This window comes from Shewanella sp. HN-41, from assembly GCF_000217915.1.
Taxonomy (GTDB): domain Bacteria; phylum Pseudomonadota; class Gammaproteobacteria; order Enterobacterales; family Shewanellaceae; genus Shewanella.
In genome coordinates, this window is record NZ_AFOZ01000014.1 from 162,096 (window position 1) to 182,971 (window position 20,876).

Sequence of the window (20,876 nt, forward strand, 5' to 3'; positions counted from 1 at the left end):
AATCGATAAAGTTCCCTGTTTAAAACTGAACCTTAGCTGAACAAAAGCGAAATACACTTGTTTGACGGGCTTGAACAGCAGTAATCCCTGAGATGCTTTGGTAAGCTCTCTCCCCAGAAAAAGAAGAATGGGAGACTTTACTATGGCTAAGCGCTCGCGAGTACAAACTGAGCAAACCATTAATCAGATTATGGATGAAGCGTTAAGGCAAATTTTGACTATTGGTTTTGAGACTATGTCTTATACCACGCTATCTGAAGCAACGGGTATTAGCCGTACAGGTATTAGTCATCATTTTCCGCGCAAGAGTGATTTTCTGGTTCGTTTAGATAGCCGCATTGGCAATCTATTTGTCGCTGCACTCGAGTTTTCAAGCCAAGAGGCATTAGAAACATCGTGGATGCAGGCGATGCAAGAAGAACATTACCGCGCAGTATTGAGACTGTTTTTTAGTCTTTGCGGTGGTGCAAATAATGATATTACGCTCTTCAGAGCGGTGAGCACGGCACGTCAACAAGCGATTGCTGAGTTAGGTTTAACGGGAGATCGCACGATCAACCACTTATTAGGCCGTACAGCTGTGATGTTGTTATCCAATTTTGATGTGGCAAAAGCTGCATAAAACACCGATTGACATAAAAAGGAGCCTTAAGGTTCCTTTTTTTATGGGAATTGACCCGAAGTTTAATAGCAAAACAAAGGGAGCCATTGGCTCCCTTTAGTTAATCTAGCTGACACCAGCTAGCCCGAGGTTAAAGCGCCTTTAAAATCGCTTCGACACTGGCTTTTGCATCCCCAAACAGCATTTGGGTATTTTCTTTGAAGAACAGTGGGTTTTGCACGCCGGCATAACCTGTGTTCATCGAGCGTTTAAAGCCGATGACGTTTTGTGCTTTCCACACTTCGAGCACTGGCATGCCCGCGATGGGGCTACCTGGATCTTCCATCGCCGCGGGGTTAACCGTATCGTTCGCGCCAATGACCAGCACTACGTCTGTGTCATTAAAGTCTTCGTTGATTTCGTCCATTTCGAGCACGATATCGTAGGGGACCTTCGCTTCAGCGAGCAGTACGTTCATATGGCCGGGTAAACGGCCGGCAACGGGGTGGATACCGAAACGGACTTTCACGCCGCGATCTCGCAGTTTTTGGGTAATTTCAGCCACAGGATATTGCGCCTGCGCCACTGCCATACCGTAGCCTGGGGTGATGATCACAGAAGTCGCGTTTTTCAGCATATCCGCCACATCTTCGGCGTTGGTCTCGCGGTATTCGCCCATTTCTTCATCGCCAGATGAGGCCACACCATCGGTGCCAAAACCACCTGCAATGACCGAAATAAACGAGCGATTCATCGCCTTACACATAATGTAAGACAGAATTGCACCCGATGAACCCACTAATGCGCCAACGACAATCAAGAGGTCGTTTGACAGCATAAAGCCCGCTGCCGCCGCTGCCCAACCTGAGTAGGAGTTCAGCATAGACACTACCACTGGCATATCTGCGCCGCCAATGGAGGCCACTAAATGCCAGCCAAAGGCGAAGGCAATCAAAGTCATCAACAGTAGTGCTGGCATACTGCCGCCCGTTTGTACGAAGTACACTAACAGGGCAAAAGATACTAATACCGCAACAAGGTTAAGTTTATGACGATGTGGCAGCATCAAAGGTTTCGATGAAATCAGCCCTCGCAGTTTACCAAAGGCAACGATAGAACCCGTGAAGGTCACTGCGCCGATAAAGATCCCGAGGAAGACTTCGACCAAGTGAATGTTAAGCATGGCGCCTGTGAGATGTTCTTTGCTGGCGGCCTTGGCCGCTTCGCTTAGGGCATCATGCACCGCAGCTAGGGTAGTGTTGATATCCCCGCCCACAGCGACGACCACTTGCGACACTTGCTCTGGATGTAAGTCGATAAAGCTGTTAAAACCCACCAATACTGCGGCCATACCCACAAAACTGTGAAGTACGGCGACCAGTTCAGGCATTTCAGTCATTTCGACTTTCAGGGCTAAACGGACACCAATGGCACCACCGATCACCATGGCGACTAAAATCCATGCGACACCGCTAGTGTCTGGATTAAAAATGGTTGCCAGTAGGGCAATCGCCATACCTGTGATACCGAAAATGTTGCCGTGTTTTGCCGTCTCTTGCTTTGACAGTCCCGCGAGACTGAAGATGAAGAGAATGGCGGCAATAATGTAAGCTGCTGTTACCAGTCCTTGAGACACGTTAAACCCCCTTAATCCTTACGGAACATCTTCAGCATGCGCTGAGTGACGGTAAAGCCACCGAAGATGTTAATACTGGCGATCAGCACGGCGATAAACGCCAGTACGGTGACCAAAGTTGAACCCTGACCGATTTGCAGTAGGGCGCCGACCACGATAATGCCCGAAATCGCGTTAGTGACTGACATCAAAGGTGTATGTAGTGAGTGGGATACGTTCCACACCACATAATAGCCGACGACGCAGGCAAGCAAGAATACCGTGAAATGGGACAGGAACTCTGGCGGAGCAACCGATGCCACGGCAGCAAATCCGGCGATGCCTAAGGCGGCGAGCACGTATTTGAGCTTAGATGGCGCTTTCGGGGTGGTGTCTTTAGGCGCGATTTTCGCGGCAGGTTTTGCCGGCGCCGCTGAAACCGAAATCGGTGGCGGCGGGAAGGTCACTTCACCTTCTTTAATCACAGTCATATTGCGCATGACCACATCATCGAAGTTGATGCTGGCTGTGCCGTCTTTGTCTTTACACATTAACTTCATCAGATTGACTAAGTTAGTGCCATAAAGCTGTGATGATTGTGCTGGTAGACGACCGGGAAGGTCGGTATAACCAATTACTTTGACGCCGTTCGGGGTGACAAACAGCTCACCCGATTGGGTGTATTCACAGTTACCGCCAGTCGCAGCGGCTAAATCGACGATCACAGAGCCGGACTTCATGCTATCGACCATTTCTTTGGTGATAAGCTTAGGCGCGGGACGACCTGGGATTAGCGCCGTGGTGATGATGATATCGACTTCTTTGGCTTGCTCTGCAAACAGCGCCATTTCGGCGGCGATAAATTCATCCGACATGGTTTTAGCATAACCGTCCGATGAACTGCCATCTTCGTTGGTGAAGTCGAGTTTAAGGAACTGGCCGCCCATAGATTCAATTTGCTCGGCCACTTCTAAGCGGGTATCGAAGGCGCGCACTATGGCACCAAGCGATCCAGCTGTACCAATAGCGGCAAGGCCTGCTACACCAGCACCAATCACTAACACTTTAGCGGGCGGCACTTTACCAGCAGCGGTAATTTGACCGGTAAAGAAACGGCCAAATTGATGCGCGGCTTCAACAACGGCGCGATATCCACCAATGTTGGCCATAGAGGAGAGGGCATCGAGTGACTGGGCACGGGAGATGCGTGGCACCATGTCCATCGCCATCACGTTGATCTTGTGTTGAGATAGTTTCTCAACCAACTCAGGGTTTTGCGCAGGCCAAATAAAGCTGACTAAGGTAGTACCCTCTTTAATTTGGTCAATTTCGGCATCGCTTGGGGCATTGACCTTAAAAATCAGCTCCGCTTGCCAAACGTCAGTTGTCACTTTCGCGCCAGCAGCTTCAAAGGCCGCATCATCGAAGCTTGACAGTAGACCTGCATTGGCCTCAATAACAACTTCAAAGCCGAGTTTTCTAAGCTGCTCGACGGTGGCTGGGGTCGCGGCGACCCGAGTCTCACCGGCGAGACTCTCTCTCGGTATTCCAATTTGCATGATTACTCCCTGATGGTTTGTATAATCGTTCCGCCTGAGCGCTTCCCCTGAGCTAAACCTAGGTAGGGCTAGGTCGCAGTAAGAATTAACTCGTCTATTCAATCGCGGTAAGTTAGCGCATTAAATCTGGGCATGAAATTTGTGCTTTTAAAACAAACTTCTCTGCGAGCAACAAAAGGTCACTGTACAGCAGGCTCTTCACCATTGTGGCAATACTTTGGTTTGACACAAGCGCATATTGCTCAAGCTGGTCGTTTCTATACTGGTCGGATCAAAAACTTTTAACCAGTGCACACTTTTGTAGCCTAAATTTTGCACTTTGTATATTCCAAAATGGAATTAAAAATCAAATTTTATTCTTTTTTGCTTTTCTTAAACCGCGATAAGCTGATGGACATTACACTGTCATAGGGCCGTCTCATGTTGTTAAAAGAACTTTCATCGCTGGCTTCGCCATTGTCTCAAGGGCAAGTCGATAAGCTAAAACAACTCACTTCTGAGTTAAGTGCTGTGCAACTGGCTTGGGTGAGTGGCTATCTTGCCGCAACGGCCAATGCAGGCCAGCTAGCGCCAGTGGCTGACGCTCAAACCGCGCAGACTGTGACGATTCTCTATGGCAGCCAAACTGGTAATGGTCGTGGTATCGCCAAAGCGCTCGCCGATAAGGCACAGGCGCAAGGTTATGCGGTCAATCTGGCCTCTATGGGCGAATACAATGTTCGCCAACTTAAGCAAGAAACTGTGCTCTTGCTGGTGGTCAGTACCCATGGTGAAGGTGAAGCGCCGGATGATGCGATTGAATTACATAAGTTTTTAGCATCGAAACGCGCACCTAAGTTAGACAATCTACACTACTCAGTGCTGGCGTTGGGGGATTCTAGCTATGAGTTCTTCTGCCAAACGGGTAAGGATTTTAATGCCCGCCTAGCGGCTCTGGGCGCTAAGTCATTATTACCTTTGATTGAATGCGATGTTGATTATGAAGCGGCCGCGGGTCAGTGGCATGCCGATGTATTGGAGGCCGTTAAGCCTTTAATCCAAACATCTTCTGCGAGCGTGGTCTCAATTGGCACGGCTAAAGTATCGGCTGAAAGCGAATTTACTAAGCAAAACCCCTATAGCGCCGAAGTGTTAGTCAGCCAGAAAATTACCGGCCGTGGTTCAGACCGAGATGTGCGCCATGTTGAAATTGACTTAGGGGATTCAGGTTTAAGCTATCAAGCGGGTGACGCCCTCGGTGTTTGGTTTAGCAATGATGAAGCCTTAGTTGGGGAGATTTTAACGGCTTTGTCACTCTCGGCCGATGAGCAAGTGGTTGTTGGGGCTGAGCCATTGACCCTTAAGCAGGCCTTAGTCGATAAGAAAGAATTGACCCAGTTATACCCTGGATTAGTCAAAGCTTGGGCTGAACTGAGTGGCAATGAAGTTCTGCTGGCATTGAGCGAAGATAAAGAGCAAGTGCGTCAGTTTATTCTTAAGCATCAGTTGGCGGACTTAATTACCCTATATCCATTAGCAACCCCTGTGACTTTGAATGCGACAAAGCTGCTTGAGTTACTGCGGCCATTAACCCCAAGACTCTACTCTATCGCCTCAAGTCAAAGTGAAGTCGAAACTGAAGTTCACTTAACAGTGGCCTTAGTGGAAGATGAGCGTCACGGCGCAGCTCGTTTTGGCGGTGCGTCACACTTCTTAGCCTCGGCGCAGGAAGGCACTCAAGTTAAAGTTTATGTTGAGTCGAACAAGCATTTCCGTTTACCCGAAAACCCAGAAACACCAGTGATCATGATCGGTCCTGGTACAGGTGTTGCGCCGTTCCGTGCCTTTATGCAGGAACGTGTGGCACAAGGGATCCAAGGCGATAGCTGGTTATTCTTCGGTAACCCACACTTTGAGCAGGATTTCTTGTATCAAACCGAGTGGCAACAGTATTTGAAAAATGGCGATCTCAGCCGTATCGACGTGGCGTTCTCGCGCGATCAAGCCCATAAAATATATGTGCAGCACCGCATTAAAGAGCAAGGCCAAGCCCTGTGGCAATGGTTGCAAAACGGTGCGCATCTCTACATTTGTGGTGATGCCGAACGTATGGCAAAAGATGTTCACCAAGCTTTGATTGAGGTGGCTGTTGAAGTCGGTGGTTTAAATAGCGAAGCGGCAGAAGCCTATTTTGAAACACTGCGCAGCGATAAACGTTACCAAAAAGACGTGTATTAATCTCAATCAGATGCGCATATAAGAAACGCATAAGAATAGCCAAAACTGCACGCCATAAGCTGTGCAGTAGCAAAATGAATTTAAGAGGCCGTTGCCATGAGTGAGCAAAAGTTAGCATTAAACGAATACCTAAAGACCGACAGTGATTACCTGCGCGGGACAATTAAAGAAGGTTTAGATTCTTCGGTAACGGGCAGTTTTAGCGACGGCGATCAGCAGCTAATCAAGTTTCATGGCTTTTACCAGCAGGATGACCGCGATTTACGTAACGAACGTAAAGAGCAAAAACTCGAGCCCTTATATAGCTTTATGTTGCGTGCCCGTGTACCTGGCGGTATCTGTACTCCACAGCAGTGGTTAGGTGTGGACAAAATTGCCTCGACCTTAACCAGCTCGAACAGCATTCGTTTGACGACCCGCCAAACCTTTCAATACCACGGTATTCCTAAGCGTAACTTGAAGACCATTATTCAAGACTTAGATCGTGAAGCACTGGATTCAATTGCCGCCTGTGGTGACGTTAACCGTAACGTGATGTGTAACCCCAATCCGGTGGAATCGAAACTGCATGAGCAAGCTTATGCGGTGGCGAAACAACTGTCTGACCATCTGCTGCCACACACTCGTGCCTATGCCGAAATTTGGTTAGATGAAGAAAAGTTACTCACGACCGAAGATGAAATCGTCGAACCTGTGTATGGCAAAACTTATCTGCCACGTAAGTTCAAAATGGCAGTTGCGGTTCCTCCCGATAACGATGTTGACGTTTACACTAACGATTTAGGCTTTATCGCCGTGGCCGAAAACGGCGAGCTGGTTGGCTTTAACTTAACTGCGGGCGGCGGCATGGGCTCGACCCATGGCGAAGTAGAAACTTTCCCACGCCTGGCGGACGACTTTGGTTTTATCAAAACTGAAGATGTGATGAAGTTTGCCGAAGCCGTGATGACAGTGCAACGCGACTGGGGAAATCGCTCTAACCGTAAACGTTCACGCCTTAAGTACACTATCGTCGACCATGGCTATGAGAAGTTTAAAGCCGAAGTCGAACTGCGTGCTGGGGTGAAGTTTGAACCTAAGCGTGAGGTCGTGATCGGCGATCGCGGCGATCGTTATGGTTGGGTCGAAGGCGTTGACGGTAAGTGGCATTTAACCTTATTTATCGAAAGCGGTCGCATTAAAGATCTACCGGGGCAAACCCTGCAAACCGGGCTGCGTGAAATTGCTAAGATCCACAAAGGCGATTTCCGCATGACCTCGAATCAAAACATGATCATCGCAGGTGTCGCGGCAGAAGATAAGGCCACGATTGAAGGCTTAGCCCGTAAACACGGGTTACTTGGCCAAGTGTTGACACAAACCCGCGGTCATTCTATTGCCTGTGTGGCCTTGCCGACGTGTCCATTAGCGATGGCGGAAGCCGAGCGTTATTTCCCTGAGTTTATCGATCATATCGATGCACTGCAGGCAAAACACGGCATCAGTGAGCAAGCGATTGTGGTGCGGATGACGGGTTGTCCTAACGGCTGTGCCCGTCCATTTGCCGCTGAAATTGGCCTTGTGGGTAAGGCGCCCGGTCGCTATAACTTGTACTTAGGTGCAAGCTTTGAAGGGACTCGACTGAACAAGATGCACAGAGAAAATATCCAAGAGGCGGAAATTCTCGCCGAGTTGGATGCCCTGTTTGGCCGCTACGCAGTTGAGCGTGATGCTGGCGAAACCTTTGGTAACTTCACCGTCCGTGTGGGCGTAGTGAAGGCGGTAATCGATGCCGCTAAGGATTTTCATGGCTGATCTTGAGCAAAAAAACAGTGATGCAGTACCGACTGTGGTCAGCACGGCCGAGTTAACGGCGCTATTGAGTGCGCCCAAGGCAGAGCAAGCGATAGAGCTTGAGCGCATAAATCAGTTCTTAGCCGGATTGAGCGCACAGGAGCGAGTACTATGGGGCTTAACTTATTTGCCCGGTAACCATGCACTGTCCTCAAGCTTTGGTATTCAAGCCGCCGTAATGCTGCATATGGTGAGTCAGGCACAGGCGAATATTCCGGTTATCCTCACGGATACGGGTTATTTGTTCCCTGAGACCTATCAGTTTATCGATGAGCTGACCGAGCGTTTATCGCTGAATCTAAAAGTGTACCAAGCGGCGATGACATCGGCATGGCAAGAGGCACGCTTTGGTAAGTTGTGGGAACAAGGGTTAGACGGGTTGGAGCAATACAACCGTTTAAACAAAGTTGAGCCTATGCAACGGGCCTTAGCCGAGCTTGAAGTCGGCACTTGGTTTGCTGGGCTGAGACGTAGCCAAGCCAGCACCCGTGAGGCGTTGCCGATACTGGCGATTCATGGTACTCGCTTTAAGTTATTGCCGATTATCGAGTGGTCGAATAAAGATGTGCATCTATATTTGACTCAATTTGACTTGCCGTACCATCCACTTTGGGACCAAGGCTATGTTTCTGTGGGGGATACCCATTCGAGCAAACCACTCGAATTAGGGATGACTGAAGAAGAAACTCGCTTTAATGGGCTAAAACGTGAGTGCGGTCTGCACTACGAAATCTAGTTATCTTATTGATTTAAATAATAAACACCTCGATTCTGTTCGGGGTGTTTTTGTTTGTAGTTTTAGCATTTGATTGTTGCATGATTTTTAAGCGAGTGAATGGTTGCATCACCCTAGCTGTCATTTTGTCGTCATCAAAGTGAGATAAATTTGATTTTCATATAGTTAACTAATGTATTTTTATTGCCTTAAAAAATATTGTACATTTTTACTCACAGAGTTATGCACATTAATCCAGTTTGAGCTATATTTCGAAGTTCCCGTAGATAGTCTTGGGGGAATTTACTGTAAAAATTCGATTTAATCGGTATTTTGCGATGTTAAGTTGTTGAATGTTGTTATTTATGGGCTTAGTTTGTCGTATAACAATATAACGAGGCTGAATGCAGTAAATGTTCCAAAGGACCTCGCTCGCACTCGCGAGTATCAAGCAGTTTGATTGACTTGCTAGCACTCGTTAATCAGTCATCTTCACCTCGGTCAGCTGTCGTCAAAGCTGCCGAGGTTGAGTTTAGCCCGCTTCAATCATGTTGGCACCATCCCTTAATCTTTTGTTCCTATTGCTGTTTTTGCTCGGTTTATTGCTTAATTTATGACAAGATACTGACCTGAGTGTCGATGCATACCTTGCTATAAATTGTAAGATAACTATCACAAAATATATGATTAATAAGAAAAATAATGAATTCACCCCAATGGGTATATTTGAATGAGCGCACCTTTGTATGCGATGCGCGATCATGTCAATCGTCCCGCTACTGGCAAAGTAAATCCTCCTGCGCCTAAATCGGGAAAGCGAGGCTTTAAGCGATTGTTTGCTTGGATAGGCAAAATAATATTTTGGCTATGGCTAAGTTCAATTCTGATCGTTGTGTTATTTCGTTTTGTCGACCCTCCTATGTGGACTTGGCGCATTGAACGTGCCTTATTTCCACCGGCTGCTATTTCCGAGGTGCGGCATCAGTGGCGCGAGCTTGAGCAAATTTCCTCCGAGTTGCAATTAGCCGTGATTGCCGCCGAGGATCAGAAGTTTGCTAACCATAGTGGTTTTGATCTTGCTGCAATAAGCTCAGCACTCGAATACAACCAAAAAGGAAATAAAGTGCGGGGCGCCAGCACCTTGAGTCAGCAGGCGGCAAAGAATCTGTTTATGTGGTCGAGCCGCAGCTTTTTACGTAAGGGAATAGAGGCTTGGTTTACTCTGCTAATGGAGCTGATTTGGGATAAGTCCCGCATCCTTGAGGTGTATTTAAATATTGTCGAATTTGGCCCTGGAATTTACGGGGCCGAAGCCGCATCTAAGCATTATTTTGGTAAGAGTGCGGTCAAACTAAACCGTTATGAGGCTTCTTTACTGGCGGCGGTGTTGCCCAACCCTTGGCGTTATAAAGTGTCACCGCCATCGCCCTATGTGCAGCAGCGTTCGGCTTGGATCCGCAAGCAAATGCGCCAGCTCGGTGATATTACCCTTAAAAAAGTCCATGGGGCGGAATAGGCCTCGGCTGAGTATGGTGAGTTTTTTATAAATGCCTGACTTAACCACCGGCGGCTTAGGGAACTTTTATGACCGAGTTAAATAAAGGTTAGTATTAATAGGCGTTAATGGTTTGAGTGCCTAGCCTGTTCGCTTCTGTATCGGTTTAATGTTAAATTGTCGGGCAAATTTTACACCTTAGTTTTCTGATTTTACATTATCTGCGTAAGGGATATGTAATTCAAATACCTAGGGTACTTTAGGTATTGTTTTCATAAAATTGAATTGTCATAAAATGGAGTTTTTTAGATGAAAAAGATGGTCATTGCTGCAGCGATAATTGCAGCGGGTGCAGGGGCTTATTGGTACACACAGCATGGAGCAAGCTTGAGTGCCTCAGCCAATCCTTTGCTAGATTATGTGCCTGCAGATACGCCCGTGTTTTCTGGGCAGTTAAAGCCATTTCCGTTAAAAGCGTACCTACAGTCGATTTCTGGCAATTACCAGCAATATCCAACGGATGCCCTCGCAGAATTGGGTGAACTCGATAGCCCGATGGGCAAGTTCTTTGTGAGCCTCTATCAGCAGTATATGGAGGGTATTAAAGAACCTGCCGTATTACTAAAAACCTTCGGTTTAGCCGATGAAGTGAAATCATATTTCTATACTCTCGGTGCTTTGCCTGTTTTTAAAATAGAGATGAATCAAGCCGCCGCTTTTTGGGCTGTGCTGGATAAAGCCGAAAAGGACAGTGCTGTAACCCATGAGGTGCGTCAAATTGGTGGCGTAGATTATCGCGCTTACGCCTTATCCGATGTGGATTCGACTGAAAAAGCAGATCTCTTATTCGCCCATAGGGACGGGATTTTAACCGTGACTTTCAGCACTTCGGTGACTGAGCCGGAATTGTTAGAAATGGCGCTTGGATTGAAGAAAGCGCCACAATCGCTCGCCTCTTCCGGCATACTGCAAGAGATCATTAAGACCCATGGTTTTACGGAAGATAGCATCAGCTTTATCAACCATGTGGAAATTGTAAAGGCGTTGACCTCAGCCGATAGCAATATGTTATCTAAGCAGTTGACGAAGTTTTTTGCTAATGAAAACGCCGGTGAAGATCCATTAGCGCAAATTAGAACACCTGAATGTCGCACCGAATTAACGGCCATTGCCGCAAACTGGCCACGCACAGTTGCGGGTTTAACCGCGTTTTCTGTGACAGAAAAAGAAAGCCATATGGCAGCCTCTTTTGTGATTGAAACTAAGAATCAGCCGATTCTTGCGGCCATGCAAAAAATGCGTGGTTTCATTCCTGCTCACTTAGCCGATATCGATAGTACTATCTTCTCTATGGGATTGGGCCTCGATGTTAATGAAGTCGCGCCTTCACTCACGGCGATTTGGGACGATCTACAAAAGCCGATGTTAACCTGTGCCCCACTGGCTGAGTTACAAGCCGAATTGAGTCAGCAGAGCCCAGCAATGCTTGGCATGTTTACGGGCATGGCAAATGGCGTGAAGGGCATGAGTGTTTCATTATTCGATTATAAAATGAGTTCGCAGGATCAAGAGCCTAAGTTAGAAAGCTTAGATGCTTTAGTGAGCCTCAGCGCCGATAATCCATCGATGTTATTTAATATGGTTAAACCCTTCGCACCTATGCTTGCCGAAGTGCAGTTGGCCGAAAATGGAGAGGCAACGGATTTATCGCCAGTATTTATGTTGCCACCCGAATTGGGTATCAAGCCAATGCTGGCGATTAAAGGCCAACACTTAGTGATTTACAGTGGAGATAAAGGTTTAGCCCAGGCCAATAAGTTAGCGGTCGAAAAAATCGCGGCAAATGGCCTCTATAGCATGTCGGCGGATTACGGAAAAATATTTACTCCTGTGCTGACACTGTTAGAAATGAGTGGCGAACCCATCCCTGAAGAATTCCAAATGTTGAAGGATTACAACATGCGCGTTCAAATGAGTTTCGATGTCAATAAGCAAGGGTTAGTCTTCGGCTCGGTGATGAATGCTAAGGCTGGCGATAACAAGTAAGCCGATACCTGCCATAAAAAAGCCAGCCTAGTGCTGGCTTTTTTATGGCTAATGGGTCTGGGCAAGCCTAGGTTGCAATCTAAAAGAACTGTCTGGCTTAGGGGGGGCTGATTTAACTAAACTCACTAAGCCCTGCCATTCAATATCACTATTTTGAGGTAACCAAATATCGGGTTCAGTGCCATTTCCCGATAGCAGTAGTCCCTTGGCATCATAGGTGAGCGAGCTGCTAAAACGTATATCTAAGCCACTATTTGGCAGAGTAAAATGGTATTGTCTTGCAAAATCTCCCGAAGTTTTCTCCCCGATCAAATTCACCCTCGACCAAGCTTTAGTCCGGTAAGCTATCCATTCACATTCCTGTCGGCAACGCGGGCTTACCAGTAATGCAAGGCGATTACTTCCATAAGGGAGAACATCGGGTTTAGTGCGAACATACCAAGGACTAAACTTGCTCTCATCTATTTCAGGTAAGTGTCGAGTCAGCATTTTCAACTTTGGTAAGCTAAAATCGAGCGCCTCTAAGGGCTTAAAATTGAGGGGCAGCAGGTAATCGTTTCTAAACTCTGGCGAGCGGCGATAATGGGCAAACCCCATTATTTGGCGAAGTGGCCGACTATCTAGGGAAGCATCCTGATAGTGGGATAGCATACTGAGCAATTTAGGGCTAAAACCATGGGCTTCCCGCAGATCGACAATCAGTAGCGGCTGTTCCATGCCTTGAATGAGCGCTTGTTGTTGTGCCTTGTCCTGTTCGAAGGCATAGAGATCGTCGATTCTTAACCTCGCTGTGTTGGTGTTGATGGTTTCTAGTGGGTAAGCTGCTTTTGGCGATATTTCCGATTTTAATTGGGCAAACTGAGTTAAGAGCCCGCTAGCAGTGAGTTCAGAGGTCTCAGTATTGGTCGTTACAACTTCGTGATTAGGTTGATATTTGGGGAATAAGGCTAAGGTCACTTGCTGGGTTTGTAACTCGTCATTAGTTAAAGTGATCAGCACATAGGGCTTGAGACTGAGTCCTAAATCCTCCCGCAATAAATTGAGTTTTTTAAGCCAAGGCAATTGCATCTCTTGGCTCTCTTTTGCTGGCTCAGGAAGGTAGGCTTGACTCGCCGTGACCCATTTGTTCAAAGGCAACCCATCAATATGGGTAATAAAGGGGAAATCAGGATTAATCGGGCTATTTTTAGTATCTAATGCGAGCCATTGCTCGTTTATTGGCCTGAGATTTAAGGGTAAGTCACCACTCTTATCTTCAAAATTACTGACTTGGGAGCCAGGATCTTTCATGGTATTGAGTAACTTAGTCACCTCTGCGGCAAATCTGTCATTGGGAGTGATGTCTTGATATTGCTCGGCAATGAGCGTTGCCATATGGGTGAGTTGCTCGGTATTTTTAGGTGGATTTAAGGCATAAAATGCCGAGTGTTGCTCAATTTGGTCGAGTAATGCATAGAGATCCTGACGTATATCCTGCGCACTTAATTCAGGGCTAGGTGCTTCGTCAGGCATAGCAAACAACGCGAGCTTAATTAAGCTTGCGATGATAATGGCTGTGAATAATGTGACTATGCTGCGGTAGCTAAAACTCATATTCATCCATGGTACTGGTTGAGTCGGCATAGAATTATGGCTGATTTTTGTACGCTGTCATCTTAAAGAATATCATTGAGTGAAACTCCGATCCCAATACGTTGGTTATGGGAGTTGTAGTCGATCAGGCTCTCACCATATCCGTTAAAATATTGAGTATAAAAGCGTAGGTTACCTATAATCGGATAACTCCACGTCAGTTCTGCTGAGCCTCTGTCGATATCTTCTAGGTTTGTTTTAAGGGTTAAGGTGAATCTATGTTCATCGATACCATAGACACCAATAAACTCAGCTCTGCCTATGTAGTCATCAATATTGGGATTATCGTCACCGCGGGCTTGATGCGGATCGGTTTTTTCATCTTCCGGAATCCGCCACCAGACTTTGGTTGAGAAGGCGAGTGGGCCTGCATCGAAAATCATAGTGCCATAGAGTCGATTCCAGCTGCGAGAAAGCGGTCCTGATTTACCATTCGATTGATGCACTGCACCAAAGCCCCAAAAGGAATTGGTCACGCTACCGATTTTCCAATCGTTATTAAACAGCATAAAGACTTCGGGTTCGTGGTTAGTTTCGCGAAAAGGTGATGAGATATCCTTGTTATACACTTGCCAATAGGATTGGTTGGTATAAGCAAAAAAGAGATGACCATTGTCACCAAAGATATTGTACCAAATAGGAAATTTGAAACTTATCTGAAACTTAGCTTCAAAATCATCCAAGGTGTAATCATTTTCGATCGCATCTTCTGTAAAGGGCGCCATATTAGGATCGGGATTGTAGGTGACAGGCAATATGTAATTGACTTTATGTGGCGTGATGACAAAGGGAAGCTCTGATGTTGCAAGTTCATCTTTTACTCTGTCTTTAATTAGGGACTGTTCGGCATGTAGTCCCACACAACCAAATAGCCCTACTAATGCGATAGCTTTATGAAATGGGAACATCCGCTCTCCTTGATATATCTGTCAGTCTTATGCTTTCTACAATCAATTTCCCAGCTTAGCACTAGTTAATGCATTCACTGTTACTAAAATGCAGGAACCTATGGTTGCATTTCACTCGCTTAAATGTAGATTTAGCTCAAATAATCTGGGATTTAAGTAGAATGTTTGGCAATAACATAGTGCCAGAACAGCAGTCCCTGTATGCCCCTATCGCGCCAAAATATAAACGTTCTGATTTAAAAGTCTAATAAATTTAGTTGGTTATTATATTTTTATCGTCGATTTATTGCATCTGTTTGACACTTTTTTGTGCTCATTTTTGTCACTAAGCACATTGTTATATCTAAAAGATATAAAAACTAATAATTATCTATTTATTATGGAATATAAGAGGCGCTATATTTCTACCAGACTAAAGTAATCTTGGGGTATGTGATGGAAGTTTTATCTTTACCGGGCCAAACGGCGAAAGGCAAAGTATGGCTGGTGGGGGCAGGCCCCGGAGATGTTGAGCTGCTAACGCTAAAGGCGTGGCGCGTTCTTAAAGCTGCCGATGCTGTGTTATACGATGCTTTAGTCAGTCAAGATATCCTTGATCTTATTCCCAGAGATGCTGAAAAGATTGCTGTCGGTAAGCGTGCAGGTAAACACAGTGCTGCCCAAGATGATATTAATCAGCTACTTGTCACCAAAGCTTATACCCGTAAGAATGTGGTACGCCTTAAAGGTGGTGATCCTTTTATCTTCGGTCGTGGTGGTGAGGAGCTGCAAACCTTAGTCGAGGCAGGGGTTGAGTTTGAAGTCGTCCCCGGTATTACTGCCGCCAGTGGCACTTCGGCCTATGCGGGTATCCCCTTGACCCACAGAGACCATGCCCAAGGTGTCACTTTTATCACTGGCCATTGTCAGTTAGAAAGCCGCCCTATGGATTGGCAGGGTTATGCTAATCCTAACAATACTTTAGTCGTGTATATGGGCATACTTAACGCTGGCATTATTCGCCAAGGTCTCGTCGATGCGGGTCGAAGCCCTGAAACACCAGTGGCGATCGTTTCTAAAGCAACGACTAATGAACAACGTCGTTTTATCGGCCGTTTAGGTGAGCTTGAACGGCTCGCGGCCGACCCCGAATTACAAATGCCAGCTTTGATGATCATAGGTGAAGTCGTTGCACTCTCAGAGACTCTCAATTGGTTCAAACCAGAAGCCATCGATGGTGCTCAATGCCAACATGAACTGACCTATACTGCAAAAGTATCGACAAATTAACAAATTAAGTAACCACGCTGTGTCAATGCAGCAAATTTAAGGTAAACGGAGAATAGTATGGCCGGGCGTGAATTAAGCCACTTACAACAACTGGAAGCTGAGAGCATCCAGATCATTCGTGAAGTTGCAGCCGAATTCGATAATCCTGTGATGTTGTATTCCATCGGGAAAGATTCTTCCGTTATGTTGCATTTAGCGCGTAAAGCCTTTTATCCGGGCAAGATCCCATTCCCGTTACTGCATGTCGATACGGGCTGGAAATTCAAAGAGATGATCGCCTTTCGTGATGCGCAGGCAAAGAAATTTGGCTTCGAGTTACTGACTCATATCAATCCAGAAGGTTTAGCCCAGGGGATTAATCCCTTCGACCATGGCAGTGCTAAACACACTGATATCATGAAAACCCAAGGCTTAAAACAAGCTCTTAACCAATATGGTTTCGATGCGGCCTTCGGTGGTGCTCGCCGCGACGAAGAAAAATCTCGCGCCAAAGAGCGGGTGTATTCCTTTCGCGACCGTCACCACAGATGGGACCCTAAAAACCAACGCCCTGAACTGTGGCGTACCTATAACGGCGCGGTAAACAAGGGCGAAAGTATTCGCGTGTTCCCCTTATCTAACTGGACAGAATTGGATATTTGGCAGTATATCTATCAAGAAAACATAGAGTTAGTACCTTTATACTTTGCTGCTAAACGCCCAGTGGTTGAGCGTGGCGGTCAGTTGATCTTAGCCGATGATGAGCGGATGCAGTTAGCTGAAGGCGAGCAGATAAAAGAAGAAGTGGTACGTTTCAGAACCTTAGGTTGTTACCCACTCACGGCGGCCATGCATTCCGAGGCCGATAGCCTAGAGAAGATTATTGAAGAAATGCTGTTAACCCGTTCAAGCGAACGCCAAGGCCGATTGATCGACTCAGATCAAAGTGCCTCCATGGAGCAGAAGAAGCGCCAAGGCTACTTCTAATCAGGCCTCAGGTTAACCCTATTTCGCGAAGGTGGCGCTAGTGCAGCGTGCCCTTTAGCTAAACAGATCAAGAGTGAAATAACGATGGATAAAGCAGTCAATAAAACCAATCGTATGGCGGCAGAAATCAGCCTCCATGGGGTGAAAGAATATTTAGTTCAGCAGCAACATAAAGGTCTGCTGCGCTTTTTAACCTGTGGCAGTGTCGATGACGGTAAAAGCACCTTAATCGGCCGTCTGTTACACGACAGCGCTCAAATTTATGAAGACCAATTAGCGAGCCTAAAGAGCGACAGCGCTAAGATGGGCACCACAGGTGAAGCTATCGACTTAGCTTTGCTGGTGGATGGTCTGCAAGCCGAGCGCGAACAAGGCATCACTATCGATGTCGCTTACCGCTACTTTTCAAGTGATAAGCGTAAGTTCATCATCGCCGATACCCCTGGCCATGAACAGTACACCCGCAATATGGCAACGGGCGCTTCGACCTGTGATTTAGCGGTGATCTTAGTCGATGCCCGCTATGGTGTGCAGACTCAGACCAAGCGCCATGCATTTATCGCTTCATTACTTGGCATTCGTCACTTCGTTGTTGCCGTCAACAAGATGGATTTGCTTGGGTTTGACGAGCAAGTTTTCAACCGCATTCGTGCCGATTTTACTGATTTTGTCAAAGATTTCGGTAACCTTGATATCCACTTTGTGCCGTTATCGGCGCTTAATGGTGATAACGTGGTTGAGCGCAGTACCCAAAGCCCTTGGTATCAAGGCGGTACTCTACTCGAACTGCTAGAAACTATTGATACTCAACGTGAACTTAGCGCATTGCCCGTGCGTTTCCCGGTGCAATATGTGTCGCGTCCTAACTTAGATTTCCGCGGTTTTGCGGGCACGTTAGCCTCGGGTATCATCAAGGTTGGTGACGAGTTGGTGGCCTTACCATCGGGCAAACGCAGTAAGGTTGATCGTATTGTCACCTTCGATGGCGACCTAGAGGAGGCCGTTGCTGGTCAAGCTGTGACTATTACGCTCGAGGATGAAATTGATATTTCACGCGGCGATTTACTGGCCAAACCCGACTCAGCCCCCGCCGTGGCTAACGTGATCAGCGCCGACATAGTGTGGATGGATGAAAAACCATTACAACTCGGTCAGTTATACGATATCAAAGTGGCGGGTAAGAAGACGCAAGCTTCTGTTACGGCAATTGAATATGTGGTTGACGTTAACACCTTAGCACGCAGCGCGACGGACACACTTGGGCTAAATGCCATTGCCCGCGTGACCTTAGAACTGACCGAAGACATAGTATTCGATGCCTATTCGTTAGTGCGTGATACGGGTGGGATGATCTTAATCGATCGCCTCACTAATGCGACGGTTGCCGCGGTTATGGTGGTATCGGGTCAGCATGTGAGCAAGCAAGTGCCTTCACAATTCAGTGCCTTTGAGGTTGAGTTTAATGCCTTAGTGCGTAAACATTTCCCACATTGGCAAGCCATTGATATCACAAAGCTTGGAGCTTAATTCGTGACTGATCTGTGGCTATTAGCGATGATTTTGTTTGGCTTAGTGGCTGGCTTAGTTAGCGGCCGAATCAACCCAGCAGTATTGTTTTTATTTGCATATTTGCTCTGTTATCTGCTGGGCATGGTTGCGCTCGATACTGCATTAACAAGCTTTACAAATATTGGCTTAGTCACGCTTGTCCTATTGGTGCTGGCTGCAACGGCGTTAGAAAAGACGTCCTTGCTGGGAAAGTTGAGCCAAGTCATAGGCAATAGTTCTTTACCTATAACACTGACAAAGCTTGGGTTTTCGACGGCGTTGCTGTCGTCTTTTACCAATAATACTGCGGTCGTGGCATCGCTTATCGGTGTTGTGCGCCGTAATCAGGTGCATGCACCCGCTAAGTTATTGTTGCCGTTAAATTATGCGGCGATTTTAGGCGGCACACTGACACTGATTGGTACCTCGACCAACTTGATCGTGAACTCCTTTGTGGAAAACGCGGGTTTACCCGCCTTAGGTTTTTTCGAGTTCACGCCTGTCGCTGTTGTGATCGTCATCGCTGGTATGTTGTTACTGATCCTACTGGCGAATATTCTGCCCGACAGACGGGAAGAATCGGATGAAGAGACGCTGCCTTATTTGCTCGAAGCCCACGTGGCTAAAGGTTCGTCCTTAGTTGGCCGCAGTGTGGTCGATAACAAACTCAGGGCACTGAAGAAGTTATATCTGGTTGAATTAGAACGCAGCGGCATTTGTATTTGCCCTGTTCCGCCCCAGTTAGTGCTGCAAGCGGACGATGTATTAAGATTCAGTGGCGCGGTGGAATCGGTTGAGTTATTGCATCAATTCGATGGTTTAGATTGGTTTGGTAAGCATCAAGCCAAGGGGCAAAACCTGATCGAAGCTGTGCTCGCGCCATCATCCAATTTAGTCGGCAGTTCGTTGAAAGAATCGCGTTTTCGTGAGCAGTTTGATGCGGCCGTGATGGCAATTCGCCGTGGGCATCATCCGCTGAAAGGCGGGCTCGGCGACATTATCCTGCAACCCGGTGATGTGTTACTACTGACGCCTGGGGATGGTTTTCGCACCAGTGCGAAACTCAGCTCAGAGTTTGCCGCGATCAGTGGTCTCGATTTAAATGTGCGTTTAGACAGTCGTCGTGGTCGTTGGGTATTGCTCGGCTTTGCGGCAACGATCGCCTTGAGTGTCACTGGCGTATTACCCTTGGCTAAGGGGTTAGTGCTCCTGTTGCTCAGTTATTTTGCCATCGGCGCTGTCACCCTCTCTGAACTGAAACGCCGTTTCCCATTGGAATTGGTGGTGATAGTGGGGAGTGCATTGGGTCTCGCGAACTTGATGATGAGCACTGGTCTTGCGGACAGTTTAGCCCAAGGTTTACTCTCGGTTATCAACGGTTATGGGGTGTTTGGCGCCTTTGTCGGTGTGTATTTGATGACCTTGTTGTTGACTGAACTGATCACTAATAATGCGGCAGCGGCGCTGGCCTTTCCTATCGCCTATGCGATTGCACTTAATTACGGTGTCGATGCAAGACCCTTTATTATGGCCGTCGTCTTTGGTGCCAGCGCGAGCTTTATTTCGCCCTACGGCTATCAAACCAATTTGATGGTATTTAATGCGGGTAATTATCGCTTCAGTGACTTCATCCGCCTAGGATTACCGTTATCTGTGCTGTATTCCCTGATAGTGATATTTATGGTGCCGATCATCTTTCCATTTTAGTGATTAGCTTGAGTTTATTGCCCTTGTGCAAGCCGTTTGACAGCATGGGGATTGAGGAGTTTTTATGACAAATATTGTGTGGCATCAACATCCTGTAGATCAAGCAGCGCGAGCCGAACAAAAGGGGCAAAATCCTGTATTACTCTGGTTTACCGGACTTTCTGGCGCGGGTAAATCGACACTGGCCGGTGCATTAGAGCGGGCGTTATTTGAGGCGGGATTCCACACTTATTTGCTCGATGGCGATAATGTGCGCCATGGCCTGTGTAAAGACTTAGGGTTTACCGTTGAAGACCGTGACGAGAACCTACGCCGTGTGGGCGAAGTGGCCAAGTTGATGGTGGATGCAGGGCTTGTGGTGTTATCGGCCTTTATTTCCCCGACCCGTGAGGAGCGCGATAGCATTCGTGCCCGCTTCCCCGCAGGGCAGTTCATCGAAGTGCATGTGTCTACGCCATTAAGTGTGTGCGAGCAGCGTGACCCTAAGGGTTTATATGTGAAAGCGCGCAGTGGTGAGATCAGCAATTTCACGGGTATCTCATCACCCTATGAAGCACCATTGGCGGCAGAATTGACCATAGATACCAGCAAAGGCGATTTAGCGACTCAAGTGCGCGCCTTAATCGATTATCTGACGGCAATCAATGTTATCAATGCCGATAAGGCCAAAGCGCTCGCCTAGTTATAACAAGTCATGCCCTAGCGAGTGATTGAATTGTCATAAAAAACAGGAGCCTTGGGTTCCTGTTTTGTTATGGGTGTAAT

The 20,876-nt window shown here is 47.1% G+C and carries 15 protein-coding genes; 11 read left to right on the top strand and 4 right to left on the bottom strand.

The window, feature by feature from the left end:
* Nucleotides 1-142 precede the first annotated feature (142 nt).
* Complete coding sequence (locus tag SOHN41_RS03375; RefSeq protein ID WP_007645600.1) at nucleotides 143-622, top strand: TetR family transcriptional regulator; 480 nt, start codon at nucleotides 143-145, stop codon at nucleotides 620-622.
* 130 nt (nucleotides 623-752) lie between these two features.
* Here SOHN41_RS03375 and pntB read toward each other — a convergent pair whose 3' ends face one another.
* Entirely contained in the window at nucleotides 753-2,237 is a 1,485-nt protein-coding gene (gene pntB / locus SOHN41_RS03380; RefSeq protein WP_007645602.1) for a Re/Si-specific NAD(P)(+) transhydrogenase subunit beta, read from the bottom strand.
* An 11-nt stretch (nucleotides 2,238-2,248) separates the two neighbouring features.
* The gene (locus SOHN41_RS03385) at nucleotides 2,249-3,775 is read right to left on the bottom strand and encodes a Re/Si-specific NAD(P)(+) transhydrogenase subunit alpha (protein WP_007645604.1); all 1,527 of its coding nucleotides are present in this window, start codon (nucleotides 3,773-3,775) and stop codon (nucleotides 2,249-2,251) included.
* A 420-nt stretch (nucleotides 3,776-4,195) separates the two neighbouring features.
* On the opposite strand from SOHN41_RS03385, the gene SOHN41_RS03390 reads away from it, so the two are divergent.
* The 5 genes from SOHN41_RS03390 (at nucleotide 4,196) to SOHN41_RS03410 (ending at nucleotide 12,081) form a co-directional block, all read left to right on the top strand.
* The gene (locus SOHN41_RS03390; protein ID WP_007645608.1) at nucleotides 4,196-5,992 is read left to right on the top strand and encodes an assimilatory sulfite reductase (NADPH) flavoprotein subunit; all 1,797 of its coding nucleotides are present in this window, start codon (nucleotides 4,196-4,198) and stop codon (nucleotides 5,990-5,992) included.
* 96 nt (nucleotides 5,993-6,088) lie between these two features.
* Nucleotides 6,089-7,786 (top strand): assimilatory sulfite reductase (NADPH) hemoprotein subunit, encoded by a 1,698-nt coding sequence (gene cysI, locus SOHN41_RS03395; protein ID WP_007645610.1) that lies wholly within the window; start codon nucleotides 6,089-6,091, stop codon nucleotides 7,784-7,786.
* Nucleotides 7,779-8,561 carry a phosphoadenylyl-sulfate reductase gene (locus SOHN41_RS03400; protein ID WP_007645612.1) on the top strand — a complete coding sequence of 261 codons (783 nt, stop codon included), beginning with the start codon at nucleotides 7,779-7,781 and terminating at the stop codon, nucleotides 8,559-8,561. Before cysI ends, SOHN41_RS03400 begins: the two co-directional genes overlap by 8 nt.
* Before the next feature lie 709 nt (nucleotides 8,562-9,270).
* Nucleotides 9,271-10,056 (top strand): monofunctional biosynthetic peptidoglycan transglycosylase, encoded by a 786-nt coding sequence (gene mtgA, locus SOHN41_RS03405; RefSeq protein WP_007645614.1) that lies wholly within the window; start codon nucleotides 9,271-9,273, stop codon nucleotides 10,054-10,056.
* Nucleotides 10,057-10,344: 288 nt separating this feature from the next.
* Nucleotides 10,345-12,081 carry a hypothetical protein gene (locus tag SOHN41_RS03410; protein WP_007645616.1) on the top strand — a complete coding sequence of 579 codons (1,737 nt, stop codon included), beginning with the start codon at nucleotides 10,345-10,347 and terminating at the stop codon, nucleotides 12,079-12,081.
* A gap of 48 nt (nucleotides 12,082-12,129) precedes the next feature.
* Here the strand turns inward: SOHN41_RS03410 and SOHN41_RS03415 are convergent, their stop codons facing one another.
* Nucleotides 12,130-13,674 (bottom strand): S41 family peptidase, encoded by a 1,545-nt coding sequence (locus SOHN41_RS03415; RefSeq protein WP_007645618.1) that lies wholly within the window; start codon nucleotides 13,672-13,674, stop codon nucleotides 12,130-12,132.
* A gap of 62 nt (nucleotides 13,675-13,736) precedes the next feature.
* The gene (locus tag SOHN41_RS03420) at nucleotides 13,737-14,621 is read right to left on the bottom strand and encodes a phospholipase A (RefSeq protein WP_007645620.1); all 885 of its coding nucleotides are present in this window, start codon (nucleotides 14,619-14,621) and stop codon (nucleotides 13,737-13,739) included.
* A 435-nt stretch (nucleotides 14,622-15,056) separates the two neighbouring features.
* On the opposite strand from SOHN41_RS03420, the gene cobA reads away from it, so the two are divergent.
* The 5 genes from cobA to cysC all read left to right on the top strand — a co-directional run bounded on the left by cobA (nucleotide 15,057) and on the right by cysC (nucleotide 20,793).
* A complete protein-coding gene (gene cobA, locus SOHN41_RS03425; RefSeq protein ID WP_007645627.1) occupies nucleotides 15,057-15,890 on the top strand; it encodes a uroporphyrinogen-III C-methyltransferase in 834 nt (277 codons plus the stop codon).
* 57 nt (nucleotides 15,891-15,947) lie between these two features.
* The gene (gene cysD / locus SOHN41_RS03430) at nucleotides 15,948-16,856 is read left to right on the top strand and encodes a sulfate adenylyltransferase subunit CysD (protein ID WP_007645629.1); all 909 of its coding nucleotides are present in this window, start codon (nucleotides 15,948-15,950) and stop codon (nucleotides 16,854-16,856) included.
* Nucleotides 16,857-16,940: 84 nt separating this feature from the next.
* Nucleotides 16,941-18,383, top strand: a complete 1,443-nt coding sequence (cysN, locus tag SOHN41_RS03435) for a sulfate adenylyltransferase subunit CysN (RefSeq protein WP_007645630.1) — start codon at nucleotides 16,941-16,943, stop codon at nucleotides 18,381-18,383.
* Between the two features lie 3 nt (nucleotides 18,384-18,386).
* Nucleotides 18,387-20,111, top strand: a complete 1,725-nt coding sequence (locus tag SOHN41_RS03440) for an SLC13 family permease (RefSeq protein ID WP_007645631.1) — start codon at nucleotides 18,387-18,389, stop codon at nucleotides 20,109-20,111.
* A 64-nt stretch (nucleotides 20,112-20,175) separates the two neighbouring features.
* Nucleotides 20,176-20,793, top strand: coding sequence for an adenylyl-sulfate kinase (cysC, locus tag SOHN41_RS03445; protein WP_007645632.1), 618 nt, complete (start codon nucleotides 20,176-20,178; stop codon nucleotides 20,791-20,793).
* Nucleotides 20,794-20,876 lie beyond the last annotated feature (83 nt).

Bases quoted from the DNA above. Each gene is read 5' to 3' on its own strand.
- SOHN41_RS03375 (WP_007645600.1), top strand. From the start codon at position 143: ATGGCTAAGCGCTCGCGAGTACAAACTGAGCAAACCATTAATCAGATT.
- SOHN41_RS03385 (WP_007645604.1), bottom strand. From the start codon at position 3,775: ATGCAAATTGGAATACCGAGAGAGAGTCTCGCCGGTGAGACTCGGGTC.
- SOHN41_RS03390 (WP_007645608.1), top strand. From the start codon at position 4,196: ATGTTGTTAAAAGAACTTTCATCGCTGGCTTCGCCATTGTCTCAAGGG.
- cysI (WP_007645610.1), top strand. From the start codon at position 6,089: ATGAGTGAGCAAAAGTTAGCATTAAACGAATACCTAAAGACCGACAGT.
- SOHN41_RS03400 (WP_007645612.1), top strand. From the start codon at position 7,779: ATGGCTGATCTTGAGCAAAAAAACAGTGATGCAGTACCGACTGTGGTC.
- mtgA (WP_007645614.1), top strand. From the start codon at position 9,271: ATGAGCGCACCTTTGTATGCGATGCGCGATCATGTCAATCGTCCCGCT.
- SOHN41_RS03410 (WP_007645616.1), top strand. From the start codon at position 10,345: ATGAAAAAGATGGTCATTGCTGCAGCGATAATTGCAGCGGGTGCAGGG.
- SOHN41_RS03415 (WP_007645618.1), bottom strand. From the start codon at position 13,674: ATGAGTTTTAGCTACCGCAGCATAGTCACATTATTCACAGCCATTATC.
- SOHN41_RS03420 (WP_007645620.1), bottom strand. From the start codon at position 14,621: ATGTTCCCATTTCATAAAGCTATCGCATTAGTAGGGCTATTTGGTTGT.
- cobA (WP_007645627.1), top strand. From the start codon at position 15,057: ATGGAAGTTTTATCTTTACCGGGCCAAACGGCGAAAGGCAAAGTATGG.
- cysD (WP_007645629.1), top strand. From the start codon at position 15,948: ATGGCCGGGCGTGAATTAAGCCACTTACAACAACTGGAAGCTGAGAGC.
- cysN (WP_007645630.1), top strand. From the start codon at position 16,941: ATGGATAAAGCAGTCAATAAAACCAATCGTATGGCGGCAGAAATCAGC.
- cysC (WP_007645632.1), top strand. From the start codon at position 20,176: ATGACAAATATTGTGTGGCATCAACATCCTGTAGATCAAGCAGCGCGA.